Annotated in this window: 12 protein-coding genes and 1 pseudogene; 11 read left to right on the top strand and 2 right to left on the bottom strand. The window is 58.3% G+C overall.

What is annotated here, in order from left to right; translation table 11 throughout:
* Window positions 1-89: 89 nt before the first annotated feature.
* Window positions 90-401 (top strand): DUF485 domain-containing protein, encoded by a 312-nt coding sequence (locus BSF44_RS14185; protein WP_095944022.1) that lies wholly within the window; start codon window positions 90-92, stop codon window positions 399-401.
* Window positions 398-2056: a cation acetate symporter gene (locus BSF44_RS14180; RefSeq protein ID WP_095944021.1), complete on the top strand. Its 1659-nt coding sequence runs from the start codon at window positions 398-400 to the stop codon at window positions 2054-2056. The genes BSF44_RS14185 and BSF44_RS14180 overlap by 4 nt, the downstream gene beginning before the upstream one ends.
* A 745-nt stretch (window positions 2057-2801) precedes the next feature.
* On the opposite strand, the gene gltA is transcribed toward BSF44_RS14180, so the two are convergent.
* Window positions 2802-4091: a citrate synthase gene (gene gltA, locus BSF44_RS14175; RefSeq protein WP_007959044.1), complete on the bottom strand. Its 1290-nt coding sequence runs from the start codon at window positions 4089-4091 to the stop codon at window positions 2802-2804.
* Between the two features lie 364 nt (window positions 4092-4455).
* Between gltA and sdhC the strand changes: the two genes are divergently transcribed.
* From sdhC to sucD, 9 genes are all read left to right on the top strand, one after another.
* Window positions 4456-4830, top strand: coding sequence for a succinate dehydrogenase, cytochrome b556 subunit (gene sdhC / locus BSF44_RS14170; protein ID WP_032829628.1), 375 nt, complete (start codon window positions 4456-4458; stop codon window positions 4828-4830).
* On the top strand, window positions 4824-5192 hold the full coding sequence (sdhD, locus tag BSF44_RS14165) for a succinate dehydrogenase, hydrophobic membrane anchor protein (protein WP_056721678.1): 369 nt from the start codon (window positions 4824-4826) through the stop codon (window positions 5190-5192). Before sdhC ends, sdhD begins: the two co-directional genes overlap by 7 nt.
* A gap of 3 nt (window positions 5193-5195) precedes the next feature.
* On the top strand, window positions 5196-6968 hold the full coding sequence (gene sdhA / locus BSF44_RS14160; RefSeq protein WP_095944020.1) for a succinate dehydrogenase flavoprotein subunit: 1773 nt from the start codon (window positions 5196-5198) through the stop codon (window positions 6966-6968).
* Window positions 6969-6979: 11 nt separating this feature from the next.
* Complete coding sequence (locus tag BSF44_RS14155) at window positions 6980-7684, top strand: succinate dehydrogenase iron-sulfur subunit (protein ID WP_095944019.1); 705 nt, start codon at window positions 6980-6982, stop codon at window positions 7682-7684.
* Between the two features lie 253 nt (window positions 7685-7937).
* Entirely contained in the window at window positions 7938-10769 is a 2832-nt protein-coding gene (locus BSF44_RS14150) for a 2-oxoglutarate dehydrogenase E1 component (RefSeq protein WP_095944018.1), read from the top strand.
* Between the two features lie 42 nt (window positions 10770-10811).
* Complete coding sequence (odhB, locus tag BSF44_RS14145; RefSeq protein WP_007977514.1) at window positions 10812-12032, top strand: 2-oxoglutarate dehydrogenase complex dihydrolipoyllysine-residue succinyltransferase; 1221 nt, start codon at window positions 10812-10814, stop codon at window positions 12030-12032.
* 98 nt (window positions 12033-12130) lie between these two features.
* Window positions 12131-13567 (top strand): dihydrolipoyl dehydrogenase, encoded by a 1437-nt coding sequence (gene lpdA, locus BSF44_RS14140; RefSeq protein WP_095944017.1) that lies wholly within the window; start codon window positions 12131-12133, stop codon window positions 13565-13567.
* A gap of 338 nt (window positions 13568-13905) precedes the next feature.
* Window positions 13906-15072, top strand: a complete 1167-nt coding sequence (gene sucC / locus BSF44_RS14135; RefSeq protein ID WP_007919879.1) for an ADP-forming succinate--CoA ligase subunit beta — start codon at window positions 13906-13908, stop codon at window positions 15070-15072.
* The gene (gene sucD / locus BSF44_RS14130) at window positions 15072-15953 is read left to right on the top strand and encodes a succinate--CoA ligase subunit alpha (RefSeq protein ID WP_007919877.1); all 882 of its coding nucleotides are present in this window, start codon (window positions 15072-15074) and stop codon (window positions 15951-15953) included. The genes sucC and sucD overlap by 1 nt, the downstream gene beginning before the upstream one ends.
* A 161-nt stretch (window positions 15954-16114) precedes the next feature.
* Here the strand turns inward: sucD and BSF44_RS30695 are convergent.
* Window positions 16115-16293 (bottom strand): annotated as a pseudogene (locus BSF44_RS30695) (IS110 family transposase); the annotation flags it as partial.

Below are 16293 nucleotides of genomic sequence, written 5' to 3'. Positions count from 1 at the left end.
TTCTAAGACTAAGGTCGTCTGGAACCTGCCCCGCAGCCGCATAGAGTGGATACCGTTCCAACTAAATCTGTGCTGCGAGGATAAAAACAATGAACGACAGCATTTACCTCTCGATTCAAAACAGCCCGCGCTTCAAGGAGCTGGTTAGCAAGAGGGAACGATTCGCCTGGATTCTTTCGGCGGTCATGCTAGGGCTTTACTCCGGATTCATCCTTCTGATTGCCTACGGGCCGCAGGTGCTGGGGGCGAAAATCAGCCCTGAGTCTTCGATTACCTGGGGCATACCGATCGGTGTCGGGCTGATTGTCTCGGCCTTCATCCTGACCGGTGTCTACGTACGACGCGCCAACGGCGAGTTCGACGACCTGAACAATGCGATTCTCAAGGAGGCTCAGCAATGATCCGCCGTCTAATGGCTCTTTTGAGCATCGCAGCTTTCGCACCTGGTGCCTGGGCGGCTGACGCCCTGACCGGTGCCGTGCAGAAGCAACCGCTTAACGTGTCGGCGATCGTGATGTTCGTCGCCTTCGTCGGTGCCACCCTGTGCATCACCTACTGGGCTTCCAAGCGCAACAATTCGGCGGCCGACTACTACGCCGCCGGCGGCAAGATCACCGGTTTCCAGAACGGTCTGGCGATTGCCGGTGACTACATGTCGGCAGCGTCCTTCCTGGGTATTTCCGCGCTGGTGTTCACCTCCGGCTACGACGGCCTGATCTACTCGATCGGCTTCCTGGTGGGCTGGCCGATCATTCTGTTCCTGATCGCCGAACGCCTGCGTAACCTGGGTAAATACACCTTTGCCGACGTGGCGTCCTATCGCCTGGGGCAAACCCAGATCCGCTCGCTGTCTGCTTGCGGTTCGCTGGTGGTGGTGGCGTTCTACCTGATCGCGCAAATGGTCGGAGCCGGCAAGCTGATCCAGTTGCTGTTCGGTCTCGATTACCACGTCGCGGTGATCCTGGTCGGTATCCTGATGTGCCTGTACGTGTTGTTCGGCGGCATGCTGGCGACCACCTGGGTGCAGATCATCAAGGCTGTGCTGTTGCTGTCCGGTGCTTCCTTCATGGCGCTGATGGTGATGAAGCACGTCAACTTCGACTTCAACATGCTGTTCTCCGAGGCGATCAAGGTTCACCCGAAAGCTGAAGCGATCATGAGCCCTGGTGGCCTGGTGAAGGATCCGGTCTCGGCGTTTTCCCTCGGTCTGGCGCTGATGTTCGGTACCGCTGGCCTGCCGCACATCCTGATGCGCTTCTTCACCGTGAGTGACGCGAAGGAAGCTCGCAAAAGCGTGCTGTACGCAACCGGCTTCATTGGTTACTTCTACATCCTGACCTTCATCATCGGCTTCGGCGCGATCCTGCTGGTCAGCACCAACCCGGCCTTTAAAGACGCTGCCGGCGCCTTGCTGGGCGGTAACAACATGGCGGCGGTGCACCTGGCCAACGCGGTGGGCGGCAGTATCTTCCTGGGCTTCATCTCGGCGGTGGCGTTCGCGACCATTCTGGCAGTGGTTGCCGGTCTGACCCTGGCCGGTGCTTCGGCGGTGTCCCACGACCTGTACGCCAGCGTGATCAAGAAGGGCAAGGCCAACGAGAAGGACGAGATTCGCGTCTCGAAAATCACCACCATCGCCTTGGCGGTGCTGGCCATTGGTCTGGGTATCCTGTTCGAGAGCCAGAACATTGCGTTCATGGTGGGCCTGGCGTTCTCCATCGCGGCGAGCTGCAACTTCCCGGTGCTGCTGCTTTCCATGTACTGGAAAAAGCTGACCACCCGCGGTGCGATGATCGGCGGCTGGATGGGGCTGGTCAGTGCCGTGGGCCTGATGGTGCTTGGTCCGACCATCTGGGTGCAGATCCTGCATCACGAGAAGGCCATCTTCCCGTATGAGTACCCGGCGCTGTTTTCGATGATGATTGCCTTTGTCGGGATCTGGTTCTTCTCGGTTACCGACAAGTCGACTGCGGCTGACAATGAGCGGGCGTTGTTCTTCCCGCAGTTTGTGCGTTCGCAGACTGGCCTGGGTGCAAGTGGTGCTGTTTCGCACTAAGCGTTTGGGTTTGACTGTTTAAGTTGTGTTGAATGGAAATGCCCTGGTCGAGAGATCGGGGCATTTTTTATTGGGCGGTGATCGACCTGAATTTCGTGGATGTACAGATTTACTGTAGGAGCGAGCTCGCTCGCGATGGACGTCAACGATAACGCGTGCTGCCTGATTGAAGGTGTTGTCCAGACGTTTTTCGCGAGCAGGCTCGCTCCTACAGTGGATTAGCGTATTGGCTGGCAGGCCGAACTATTCGCAATTGAACGCGTTCCCTGTAGGAGCGAGCTTGCTCGCGATAGCAGCCTGGCAGTCACCAGGCACCTCCCGGACGAACGCACCCCGCAAACAGGCCGGCCGGTAGGCCGCCTCGGTTGCTGTTGCGGTGCACGCCCGTGAGGCCGAGCGCAGGTTCTGCGCAGTGGGCAACCCGGCATGGATGCCGGGTTAGCCGCCGCCGGCCATGGATGGCCGATGGCGGCGGGCCCACGGAGCAGGACCGGAGCGAGGGCATGCCGAGCCACAGCGAGGCACCGAATGTCAGGGGCAAGAGCCCTTTGGTTACTTTGGGGCTTTTCCAAAGTGACCCGCCGTAAGGGCGGAACCCTAAGAGGTCGTTACAGAAAAAGCGGATATGTACCCGACCAAAGAGCCAATCGCGACAAAGCGCACAAACAAAAACGGCCTCCTGCTCTTTATATAAAAAGCAGAGGCCGTTCCCGGTACAACTCAACACCCTACAGCAAGACAGCGCTTACTTGCGGTCTTCCAGCTTGGTGATATCACGCGACTCGTAGCCGGTGTACAACTGGCGCGGACGGCCAATCTTGTACGGGCTGGAGAGCATTTCCTTCCAGTGGGAGATCCAGCCGACGGTCCGCGCCAGGGCGAAGATCACGGTGAACATGCTGGTCGGGATGCCGATCGCCTTGAGGATGATCCCCGAGTAGAAGTCGACGTTCGGGTACAACGAGCGTTCGATGAAGTACGGATCGGTCAGGGCGATCTCTTCCAGGCGCATGGCCAGTTCGAGTTGCGGATCGTTCTGGATGCCCAGTTCCTTCAACACTTCGTCGCAGGTCTGCTTCATTACCGTGGCGCGCGGGTCGCGGTTTTTGTAAACGCGGTGACCGAAGCCCATCAGCTTGAACGGATCGTTCTTGTCCTTGGCCTTGGCGATGAACTTGTCGATGTTCGAAACATCGCCGATTTCATCGAGCATGGTCAGTACGGCTTCGTTGGCACCGCCGTGGGCAGGGCCCCACAGTGCAGCGATACCGGCGGCGATACAGGCGAACGGGTTGGCACCCGAAGAGCCGGCCAGGCGTACGGTGGAGGTCGAAGCGTTCTGCTCGTGGTCGGCGTGGAGGATGAAGATCCGGTCCATGGCCTTGGCGAGTACCGGGCTGATCGGTTTGATCTCGCACGGGGTGTTGAACATCATGTGCAGGAAGTTTTCCGCGTACGACAGGTCGTTGCGCGGGTACATCATGGGTTGGCCCATGGAGTACTTGTAAACCATCGCGGCCAGGGTCGGCATCTTGGCAACCAGACGGATCGCGGAGATTTCGCGATGCTGCGGGTTATTGATGTCCAGGGAGTCGTGGTAGAACGCCGAGAGGGCACCGACTACGCCGCACATGACGGCCATCGGGTGGGCGTCACGACGGAAGCCGTTGAAGAAGGTCTTCAGCTGCTCGTGAACCATGGTGTGGTTCTTCACGGTGCCGACGAACTGGGCCTTCTGTTCTGCGGTCGGCAGTTCGCCGTTGAGCAGCAGATAGCAGGTTTCCAGGTAGTCCGACTTTTCAGCCAGCTGTTCGATCGGGTAGCCGCGGTGCAGCAGAATGCCGTTGTCGCCGTCGATATAGGTGATCTTCGACTCGCACGAGGCGGTCGACATGAAGCCTGGGTCAAAGGTGAAACGGCCCGTGGCCGTCAGGCCCCGAACATCGATAACATCGGGACCAACGGTGCCGGTTAAAATGGGCAGCTCGACGGGGGCTGCGCCCTCGATGATCAACTGCGCTTTTTTGTCAGCCATGTGGCCTCCTATTTATGCTTGAAATCATCAGACAGACCCCCCACGCAGGGCCCGCACCACTATAGTGAGATAAATTCGAATGTCAATTTGCCTAAAGTCTTGCTCCAGAAGGCTTTAACCGGACTTTTTTCTCGAAATTGGCTGCCATTTACGCCTTTTATGCCAGTTGCGCAATCAGCTGTTTGGGTTAGGTGTTTGCGTTGTCATTAGTAGCCTAACTGTCTATACTCGGCCACCGACCGCCAAGGGCTTTTGGGCTTGCTTTCATTGGGGGTCGCATCCCTGGGTGGTGGTTACCTGACCAGTGCACTCCCCAACAACTTTGCCCTGATTGTTAGGGGCTCTTCAGTGTGAAAAAAAAGCCGTGAAAAGCCAACGACCTGTAAACCTAGACCTAAGGACCATCAAACTCCCAGTCACTGCTTACACGTCCATCCTTCACCGAATTTCCGGTGTCATCCTCTTCGTGTGCCTTGCCATCATGCTTTATGCATTGGACAAGTCGCTGAGTTCCGAGGAAGGCTTCGGTCAGGTGAAAGCGTGTCTGACCAGTCCGCTAGCCAAGCTAGTGACATGGGGCATCCTGTCCGCTCTGCTTTATCACCTGGTAGCCGGTGTGCGCCATTTGATCATGGACATGGGCATCGGTGAGACGCTGGAAGGCGGCAAGCTGGGCTCGAAAATCGTTATCGCCGTTTCCGTGGTGGTAATCGTTCTGGCAGGAGTTTGGATATGGTAACTAACGTCACGAACCTGTCGCGTTCGGGCCTCTATGACTGGATGGCGCAACGTGTGTCTGCGGTCGTTCTCGCGGCTTACTTCATCTTCCTGATCGGATACATCGTGGCCAACCCTGGCCTCGACTACGCCCAGTGGCATGAACTGTTCGCCCACAACGGAATGCGTATCTTCAGCCTCCTGGCCCTCGTTGCCCTCGGCGCTCACGCCTGGGTCGGCATGTGGACCATCGCGACCGACTACCTGACGCCAATGGCGTTCGGCAAGTCCGCAACGGCTATACGTTTCCTTTTCCAGGCAGTATGCGGCGTTGCGATGTTCGCTTACTTCGTCTGGGGCGTGCAGATTCTCTGGGGTATCTGAGTCATGGCTAACATTCCAACGATTTCTTTCGACGCCATCATTATTGGTGGTGGCGGTGCCGGCATGCGCGCAGCGCTGCAACTGGCACAGGGCGGTCACAAGACTGCCGTGATCACCAAGGTTTTCCCGACCCGTTCGCACACTGTGTCCGCCCAGGGCGGCATCACCTGCGCGATCGCGTCCGCTGACCCGAACGATGACTGGCGCTGGCACATGTACGATACCGTCAAGGGTTCCGACTACATCGGTGACCAGGACGCTATCGAATACATGTGTCAGGAAGGCCCGGCTGCCGTTTACGAGCTGGACCACATGGGGATGCCATTCTCGCGTACCGAGCAAGGTCGTATCTACCAGCGTCCATTCGGCGGTCAGTCCAAGGACTACGGTAAAGGCGGCCAGGCTGCGCGTACTTGCGCTGCGTCCGACCGTACCGGTCACGCACTGCTGCACACCCTTTATCAGGGCAACCTGAAAGCCGGTACCGTGTTCCTGAACGAGTACTACGCTGTCGATCTGGTGAAGAACGGCGAAGGCGAGTTCGTCGGCGTGATCGCCATCTGCATCGAAACCGGCGAAACCACCTACATCCGTGCGAAGGCCACCGTACTGGCTACCGGCGGTGCAGGTCGTATCTACGCTTCGACCACCAACGCCCTGATCAACACCGGTGACGGCGTTGGCATGGCGCTGCGTGCCGGCGTTCCGGTGCAAGACATCGAAATGTGGCAGTTCCACCCGACCGGTATCGCCGGCGCCGGTGTACTGGTTACAGAAGGTTGCCGTGGTGAAGGTGGATACCTGATCAACAAGCACGGCGAGCGTTTCATGGAGCGTTATGCTCCGAACGCCAAAGACCTTGCCGGTCGTGACGTTGTTGCCCGTTCGATGGTTAAGGAAATCATCGCCGGTAACGGTTGCGGTCCGAACGGCGACCACGTGATGCTCAAACTCGACCACTTGGGCGAGGAAGTGCTGCACAGCCGTCTGCCAGGCATCTGCGAACTGTCCAAGACTTTCGCACACGTTGACCCGGTTGTTGCTCCGGTTCCGGTTGTTCCGACCTGCCACTATATGATGGGCGGCGTTGCCACCAACATTCACGGTCAGGCGATCACCCAGGACGCTGATGGCGTCGATGCCATCATCCCGGGCCTGTTCGCAGTAGGCGAAGTGGCTTGCGTATCGGTTCACGGTGCCAACCGTCTGGGCGGCAACTCGCTGCTCGACCTGGTGGTATTCGGCCGCGCTGCCGGCCTGCACCTGGAAAAGGCGCTGACCGACGGTATCGAATACGACGACGCCACCGACGCCGACATCCAGGCTGCCCTGGCGCGTCTGTCCGCTCTGAACGAGCGTACCGAAGGCGAAGACGTGGCTACCCTGCGTCGCGAGCTGCAAAACTGCATGCAGAACTACTTCGGTGTATTCCGTACCGGCGAATACATGCAGAAGGGTATTGCCCAGCTGGCTGACCTGCGCAAGCGCATCGCCAACGTGAAGATCAACGATAAGTCGCAGGCGTTCAACACTGCGCGTATCGAAGCGCTGGAACTGCAGAACCTGCTGGAAGTGGCCGAAGCCACCGCCATCGCTGCAGAAGTACGTAAAGAGTCCCGTGGTGCTCACGCCCGTGAAGACTTCGAAGACCGTGACGACGAAAACTGGCTGTGCCACACCCTGTACTTCCCGGGTGACAAGCGCGTGACCAAGCGTGCCGTGAACTTCTCGCCGAAGACTGTTCCGACTTTTGAACCTAAGATTCGGACTTATTAAGGGTGGCCGCCATGTTGCAAGTCAGCGTTTATCGTTACAACCCTGATCAGGACGCCGCGCCGTTCATGCAGGAATTCCAGGTTGATACCGGTGGTAAAGACCTGATGGTGCTGGACGTGCTGGCCCTGATCAAAGAGCAGGACGAGGGTTTCTCCTATCGTCGCTCTTGCCGTGAAGGTGTTTGCGGTTCCGACGGCATGAACATCAACGGCAAAAACGGCCTGGCGTGCGTCACGCCGCTGTCTGCTGTCGTAAAAGGTAACAAGTTGATCGTTCGTCCTCTGCCAGGTTTGCCGGTTATCCGTGACCTGGTCGTCGATATGAGCATCTTCTACAAGCAATACGAAAAGGTTAAGCCATACCTGCAGAACGACACGCCGGCTCCGGCCATCGAGCGTCTGCAGTCCCCTGAAGAGCGTGAAAAGCTGGACGGTCTGTACGAGTGCATCCTGTGCGCTTGCTGCTCGACTTCCTGCCCGTCCTTCTGGTGGAACCCGGACAAGTTCCTGGGTCCGGCTGCCCTGCTGCAAGCGTACCGCTTCCTGGCAGACAGCCGTGATACCAAGACGTCCGAGCGTCTGGCTTCGCTGGATGACCCGTTCAGCGTATTCCGCTGCCGCGGGATCATGAACTGCGTCAGCGTATGTCCGAAAGGCCTGAACCCGACTAAGGCCATCGGTCACATCCGTAACATGTTGCTCTCAAGCGGCGTGTGATTCAGCTGCTGTACCCGCTGTACCCGTAGACGCTACGGCGCAGGCTTCAACCGGCGCCGTAGCTTTAACCTGAGCAGCAGCTTAAAAGGCTGCGGCTCTTATTTTGAAGAAATGAGACAAGCAGGGGCATCCGGGCTGGTACCCGGACTATCAGTGTGATCCTAGTGGCTTGTTTTGGTCGCTGCATTCGGACTTCTGCAAGTTTGCTCGGTGTCGACACCGATGGTGTTCCCCTAACCGAGGGTGACCAAGCATGCAAGAAAGCGTGATGCAGCGCATGTGGAACAGTGCCTACCTATCCGGTAGTAACGCTGCCTATGTGGAAGAGCTTTACGAGCTCTACCTGCACGACCCTAACGCTGTGCCAGAAGAGTGGCGCACCTACTTCCAGAAGTTGCCTGCTGACGGCAACTCTGCCACCGATGTTTCGCACTCCACAATTCGCGATCATTTCGTCTTGCTGGCAAAGAACCAGCGCCGCGCCCAACCGGTTTCCGCCGGCAGCGTGAGCAGTGAGCACGAGAAGAAGCAAGTTGAAGTGCTGCGATTGATCCAGGCCTACCGTATGCGTGGCCACCAGGCAGCCCAGCTTGACCCGCTGGGGCTGTGGCAGCGTCCTGCACCTGCAGACCTGTCGATCAATCATTACGGCTTGACCAATGCCGATCTTGATACGACCTTCCGTGCCGGCGACCTGTTCATCGGCAAAGAGGAAGCGAGCCTACGCGAAATTCACGAAGCGTTGCAGCAGACATATTGCCGCACCATCGGCGCTGAATTCACGCACATCACCGATTCCGAGCAGCGCCAGTGGTTCCAGCAGCGTCTGGAAAGCGTGCGCGGTCGTCCGACGTACTCCGCCGACATCAAGAGCCACCTGCTTGAGCGCGTGACCGCCGGCGAAGGCCTGGAAAAATACCTGGGCACCAAATACCCGGGTACCAAGCGTTTCGGTCTGGAAGGCGGCGAAAGTCTGATTCCGATGCTCGACGAGCTGATCCAGCGTTCCGGTTCCTACGGCACCAAGGAAATCGTCATCGGCATGGCCCACCGTGGCCGTCTGAACGTGCTGGTCAACACCTTCGGCAAGAACCCGCGCGAGTTGTTCGACGAGTTCGAAGGCAAGAAGAAGGTCGAGCTGGGTTCCGGTGACGTTAAATACCACCAGGGCTTCTCGTCCAACGTGATGACCACCGGCGGTGAAGTTCACCTGGCCATGGCGTTCAACCCGTCCCACCTGGAAATCGTTTCCCCGGTGGTCGAGGGTTCGGTTCGCGCCCGTCAGGACCGTCGTAACGATCCGACCGGCGAGAAGGTTCTGCCGATCTCCATCCACGGTGACGCTGCGTTCGCAGGTCAGGGCGTGGTCATGGAAACCTTCCAGATGTCGCAGACCCGCGGTTTCAAGACCGGCGGTACCGTGCACATCGTGATCAACAACCAGGTCGGGTTCACCATCAGCAACCCGCTGGACTCGCGTTCCACCGAGTACGCGACCGACGTTGCGAAAATGATCCAGGCGCCGATCCTTCATGTGAATGGCGATGATCCGGAAGCCGTATTGTTCGTGACCCAGCTGGCCATCGACTACCGCATGCAGTTCAAGCGTGACGTGGTGATCGACCTGGTCTGCTACCGTCGTCGCGGCCACAACGAGGCCGACGAGCCAAGCGGCACCCAGCCGATCATGTATCAGCAGATCACCAAACAGCGCACCACCCGTGAGCTGTATGCCGATCGTCTGACCCAGGGCGGTGTGCTGGACGCAGAGCGTGTTCAGGCGAAAGTCGACGAATACCGCAACGCACTGGACAACGGTCTGCACGTGGTGAAGAGCCTGGTCAAAGAGCCGAACAAAGAGTTGTTCGTGGATTGGCGTCCGTATCTGGGCCACGCCTGGACCGCGCGTCACGACACTCGCTTCGACCTCAAGACCTTGCAGGAACTGTCCGCCAAGCTGCTGGAAATTCCGGAAGGCTTCGTGGTTCAGCGCCAGGTCGCGAAGATCTACGAAGACCGTCAGAAGATGCAAGCCGGCGGCCTGCCGATCAACTGGGGCTACGCCGAAACCATGGCGTACGCGACCCTGGCGTTCGAAGGTCACCCGATCCGCATGACCGGCCAGGACATCGGCCGCGGTACGTTCTCGCACCGTCATGCTGTCTTGCACAACCAGAAAGACGCGGGCACCTACATCCCGCTGCAGAACCTGTACAACGGCCAGCCACGTTTCGACCTGTACGATTCGTTCCTGTCCGAAGAAGCCGTACTGGCGTTCGAATACGGTTACTCGACCACCACGCCTGATGCGCTGGTGATCTGGGAAGCCCAGTTCGGCGACTTCGCCAACGGTGCCCAGGTGGTTATCGACCAGTTCATCACCAGTGGCGAGCACAAGTGGGGCCGTCTGTGCGGTCTGACCATGTTGCTGCCGCACGGTTACGAAGGTCAGGGGCCGGAGCACTCCTCGGCGCGTCTGGAGCGTTACCTGCAGCTGTGCGCCGAGCACAACATTCAGGTAGCCGTGCCGACTACGCCGGCACAGATCTATCATTTGCTGCGTCGTCAGGTGATTCGCCCGCTGCGCAAGCCGTTGATCGTTCTGACTCCAAAGTCGCTGCTGCGCCACAAGCTGGCCATCTCGACGCTGGAAGATCTGGCCGAAGGTTCGTTCCAGACCGTCATCCCGGAAATCGATGCCCAAGACCCGAAAAAGGTCGAGCGCGTTGTTCTGTGTAGCGGCAAGGTCTACTACGACCTGCTGGAAAAACGCCGTGCCGAAGGTCGTGACGACATCGCTGTCGTGCGTATCGAGCAGCTGTACCCATTCCCTGAGGACGACTTGAAGGAAGTCCTGGCGCCTTACACCAACGTCAAAGCTGCCGTCTGGTGTCAGGAAGAGCCGATGAACCAGGGTGCATGGTACTGCAGCCAACACCACATGCGTCGCAGCATCAGCAACCTCAACAAGTCTCTCGTACTCGAGTACGCGGGCCGTGAGGCTTCTGCTGCACCAGCATGCGGTTACGCATCGATGCACGCCGAACAGCAGGAAAAACTGCTGCAAGACGCCTTTACTGTTTAACGCCTTCGCGCACCTGAAACCGAATTTAAGGAACCACAGACAATGGCTATCGAGATCAAAGCCCCCACTTTCCCGGAATCGGTTGCCGATGGCACCGTTGCCACCTGGCACAAACAACCGGGCGACGCGGTCAAGCGCGACGAACTGATCGTCGACATCGAAACCGACAAAGTCGTGCTGGAAGTGCTGGCTACCGCTGACGGCGTGCTGGGCGCTATCGTCAAGAACGAAGGCGACACCGTTCTGTCCGACGAAGTCCTGGGCTCCATCGTTGAAGGCGGCGCTGCTGCTGCCGCTCCGGCTGCCGCTGCTGCTCCGGCCGCTGCCGCTGCCGCTCCAGCTGCCGGCGCTGACGAAGACGCCATCGCCGCTCCGGCTGCTCGCAAGCTGGCCGAAGAAAACGGCATCAACCTGGCTTCCGTCAAGGGCACCGGCAAAGATGGTCGTGTAACCAAGGAAGACGTGGTTGCCGCTGTCGAAGCCAAGAAAGCCGCTCCTGCTGCCGCGCCTGCCAAGGCTGCTGCTCCGGCTGCCGCTGCTCCTGTGTTCGCCGCCGGCGATCGCATCGAGAAGCGTGTACCGATGACCCGCGTTCGTGCCACCGTGGCCAAGCGTCTGGTTGAAGCTCAGTCGAACATGGCGATGCTGACCACTTTCAACGAAGTCGACATGACCGAAGTCATGGCCCTGCGTTCGAAGTACAAGGATCTGTTCGAGAAGTCCCACAACGGCGTGCGCCTGGGCTTCATGTCGTTCTTCGTGAAAGCGGCCACCGAAGCGCTGAAACGCTTCCCGGCTGTCAACGCGTCGATCGACGGCGGTGACATCGTTTACCACGGCTACGCTGACGTCGGCGTTGCAGTTTCCAGTGATCGCGGCCTGGTTGTACCGGTTTTGCGTAACGCCGAACTGATGAGCCTGGCTGAAATCGAAGGCGGCATCGCCACCTTCGGCAAGAAAGCCCGCGACGGCAAACTGTCGATGGACGAAATGACCGGTGGTACTTTCACCATCACCAACGGTGGTACTTTCGGTTCGATGATGTCGACCCCGATCGTCAACCCGCCACAAGCCGCCATCCTGGGCATGCACAACATCATCCAGCGTCCTATGGCCATCAACGGTCAGGTCGTTATCCGTCCGATGATGTACCTGGCACTGTCCTACGATCACCGTCTGATCGATGGCAAAGAAGCTGTGACCTTCCTGGTGACCATCAAGAACCTGCTGGAAGATCCGGCTCGTCTGTTGCTGGATATCTGATAGAAGCAGCCATGAGCTGCAAGCCCAGGCTGCGGAAAACCCGCGACCTGGCTTGCCGCTCGCGGCTTGAAGCTTTTCGCTAAAGAGGATTTTTTTCAATGTCGCAGAAATTTGACGTAGTAGTGATCGGCGCGGGCCCTGGCGGTTACGTGGCTGCCATCAAGGCTGCCCAGCTTGGTCTTTCGACAGCCTGCATCGAGAAGTACACCGACAAGGAAGGCAAACTGGCTCTGGGCGGTACTTGCCTGAACGTCGGCTGCATTCCATCCAAGGCGCTGCTGGACAGCTCCTGGAAGTACAAGGAAGCCAAAGAAGGCTTCGCGATCCACGGTATCAACCACGCTGGCGTGACCATGGACGTGCCGGCAATGGTCGGCCGCAAGGCCACCATCGTCAAAGGCCTGACCTCTGGCGTTGCGACCCTGTTCAAAGCCAACGGTGTGACTTCCATTGAAGGTCACGGCAAGCTGCTGGCCGGCAAGCAAGTTGAAGTCACCAAGCCAGACGGCTCGGTAGAAATCATCCAGGCCGAGAACGTGATCCTGGCTCCAGGTTCGCGTCCGATCGACATTCCACCGGCTCCGGTCGACCAGAATGTGATCGTTGATTCGACTGGCGCCCTGGAATTCCAGACCGTGCCTAAGCGTCTGGGCGTGATCGGCGCTGGCGTGATCGGTCTGGAACTGGGTTCGGTCTGGTCGCGTCTGGGCGCGGAAGTGACTGTCCTGGAAGCCCTGGACACCTTCCTGATGGCAGCGGACACCGCTGTTTCCAAGGAAGCGCTGAAAACCCTGACCAAACAGGGCCTGGACATCAAGCTGGGCGCTCGCGTCACCGGTTCCAAAGTGAACGGCGACGAAGTCGTGGTGAACTACACCGATGCCAAGGGCGAACAGAACATCACTTTCGACAAGCTGATCGTAGCCGTTGGTCGCCGTCCGGTGACCACTGATCTGTTGGCTGCCGACTGCGGCGTGACCCTGGACGAGCGCGGTTTCGTGCACGTTGACGATCACTGCGCCACCACCGTACCGGGCGTTTACGCCATCGGTGACGTGGTTCGCGGCATGATGCTGGCGCACAAGGCCTCGGAAGAGGGCATCATGGTTGTCGAGCGCATCAAGGGCCACAAGGCCCAGATGAACTATGATTTGATCCCTTCGGTTATTTATACTCACCCGGAAATCGCGTGGGTTGGTAAAACCGAGCAGGCCTTGAAAGCTGAAGGCGTTGAAGTTAACGTCGGCACCTTCCCGTTCGCAGCCTCTGGCCGTGCCATGGCTGCCAACGACACCGGTGGTTTCGTCAAGGTCATCGCAGATGCCAAGACAGACCGCGTTCTGGGCGTCCACGTGATTGGCCCAAGCGCTGCCGAACTGGTTCAGCAGGGCGCGATCGGTATGGAATTCGGCACCAGCGCTGAAGACCTGGGCATGATGGTTTTCTCCCATCCGACCCTGTCTGAAGCCTTGCACGAAGCTGCTTTGGCTGTGAATGGCGGCGCCATTCACATCGCCAACCGCAAGAAGCGTTAAGGGCTATGTGAAAACGTAGCGAGCGACGGAAAGACAAGGCAAAAACAGGTGAGGAAGCGGAGTTGACGTCAGTCAATGAGCATTTCGAACCTGTTTTTAACGCAGTGTTTCCTAGCGCAGCAGTTTTCACATGTCCGAAAGAGATAATAAGAAACCACGGCGGTTTGGCCCGTCGTGAGCCTTGCATGCAAGACTCACCGCGGAATATCCGCTGGACGCAGTCTTGCATAGCTGCACCGGGTATCCGGAAAGGCTATGCAAGCAGCAGTCACAGGTGGTGCGGCACTTGAATGAGTGCAGCACCGAATGCGCAGTACCTAACGAAGACGGTAATAAGCATGAATCTTCACGAGTATCAGGGTAAGCAGCTGTTCGCTGAATACGGCCTGCCAGTTTCCACCGGTTACGCGGTAGACACCCCGGAAGCAGCAGCAGAAGCTTGCGACAAAATCGGCGGCAGCGAGTGGGTTGTCAAAGCCCAGGTCCACGCCGGTGGTCGCGGTAAAGCGGGCGGCGTAAAGCTGGTTCGCAGCAAAGAAGACGCCAAGGCATTCGCACAGCAGTGGCTGGGCAAGCGTCTGGTGACTTACCAGACTGACGCCAATGGCCAGCCAGTCACCAAGATCCTGGTTGAATCGTGCACTGATATCGCTAAAGAGCTGTACCTGGGCGCTGTCGTGGACCGTTCGAGCCGTCGTATCGTGTTCATGGCTTCCACCGAAGGTGGCGTGGACATCGAGAAAATCGCTCACGACACTCCAGAAAAAATTCTGAAGGCCACTATCGATCCACTGGTTGGCGCTCAGCCATTCCAGGGTCGCGAGCTGGCATTCCAGTTGGGTCTGGAAGGCAAGCAAGTTGCCCAGTTCGCCAAGATCTTCGTAGGTCTGGCCAAACTGTTCAAGGATCACGACCTGGCCCTGCTGGAAGTGAACCCGCTGGTGATCAAGGCTGACGGCGATCTGCACTGCCTCGATGCCAAGATCAACATCGACGCCAACGCCATGTACCGTCAGCCTAAGCTGAAGACTTTCCACGATCCGTCGCAGGACGATCCGCGCGAAGCGCACGCTGCCAAGTTCGAACTGAACTACGTAGCGCTGGAAGGCAACATCGGTTGCATGGTCAACGGTGCCGGCCTGGCCATGGGTACCATGGACATCGTCAACCTGCATGGCGGCAAGCCAGCCAACTTCCTCGACGTGGGCGGCGGTGCTACCAAGGAACGCGTTACCGAAGCGTTCAAGATCATCCTGTCCGACACTAACGTCGCTGCAGTATTGGTCAACATCTTCGGCGGCATCGTTCGTTGCGACATGATTGCCGAAGGCATCATCGGCGCGGTGAAAGAAGTCGGCGTGAAAATCCCGGTTGTTGTTCGCCTTGAAGGCAACAACGCTGAGCTGGGCGCTAAAGTACTGGCAGAAAGCGGTTTGAACATCATCGCTGCTACCAGCCTGACCGACGCTGCTCAACAAGTTGTCAAAGCTGCGGAGGGCAAATAATGAGCGTCCTGATCAATAAAGACACCAAAGTTATCTGCCAGGGCATTACCGGTTCGCAAGGTAGTTTCCACACCCAGCAAGCCATCGAGTACGGCACCAAGATGGTGGGTGGTGTAACTCCAGGCAAAGGCGGCACCGAGCACCTGGGCCTGCCAGTGTTCAACACCGTGAAAGACGCTGTAGCTGCCACTGGCGCCACCGCCAGCGTGATCTACGTTCCGGCTCCTTTCTGCAAAGACTCGATCCTGGAAGCTGCCTTCGGCGGCATCAAGCTGATCGTGTGCATCACCGAAGGCATTCCTACCCTGGACATGCTGGACGCTAAAGTTAAGTGCGACGAGCTGGGCGTAGTCCTGATCGGCCCTAACTGCCCAGGCGTGATCACCCCAGGCGAATGCAAGATCGGCATCATGCCAGGTCACATTCACTTGCCAGGCAAGGTCGGTATCGTTTCCCGTTCCGGCACCCTGACCTACGAAGCTGTGAAGCAGACTACTGACGCCGGTTTCGGTCAGTCGACTTGCGTCGGCATCGGTGGTGACCCGATCCCGGGTTCGAACTTCATCGACATCCTGAAGCTGTTCCAGGAAGACCCGAAGACCGAAGCGATCGTAATGATCGGTGAGATCGGCGGTTCGGCTGAAGAAGAAGCGGCTGCCTACATCAAGGCACACGTGACCAAGCCGGTTGTTTCCTACATCGCTGGTGTGACTGCTCCTCCGGGCAAGCGCATGGGCCATGCTGGCGCAATCATCTCTGGCGGCAAAGGTACTGCAGACGAGAAATTCGCTGCTCTGCAAGACGCAGGCGTTAAAACCGTGCGTTCGCTGGCAGACATCGGCAAGGCCCTGGCCGAGCTGACTGGTTGGGCTGTCAAGTAAGCCTCGCGCTTGGCTGACGCTTCACCAAACAAAGGCCACCTTCGGGTGGCCTTTGTCGTTTCCGGCATTTGTGTTGACCGTGCGGACGCCATCGCGAGCAGGCTCGCTCCCACATTGGAACGCGGTCAACTGTGGGAGATTCTATGGTTGAGGGAAAGTCCTCAACTGGCTTTTGGCTGATATTCGCTTTGCCCTTTCAGCAAGGCGAATACCACCCGAGCAAGCTTGCGAGCCAGCATCACTAGCGCCTGAGTGGTGCTGAACCCCCGAGTTCTTTGTTCTTCGTAATACCCTTTCCAGGCTTTCGTACGGCTAGCCGACATCGCTGCATTGTGCAGAA

Source organism: Pseudomonas sp. ACN8 (assembly GCF_002303925.1).
Classification (GTDB): Bacteria; Pseudomonadota; Gammaproteobacteria; order Pseudomonadales; family Pseudomonadaceae; genus Aquipseudomonas.
This window is presented reverse-complemented; position numbering and strand designations above follow the sequence as displayed.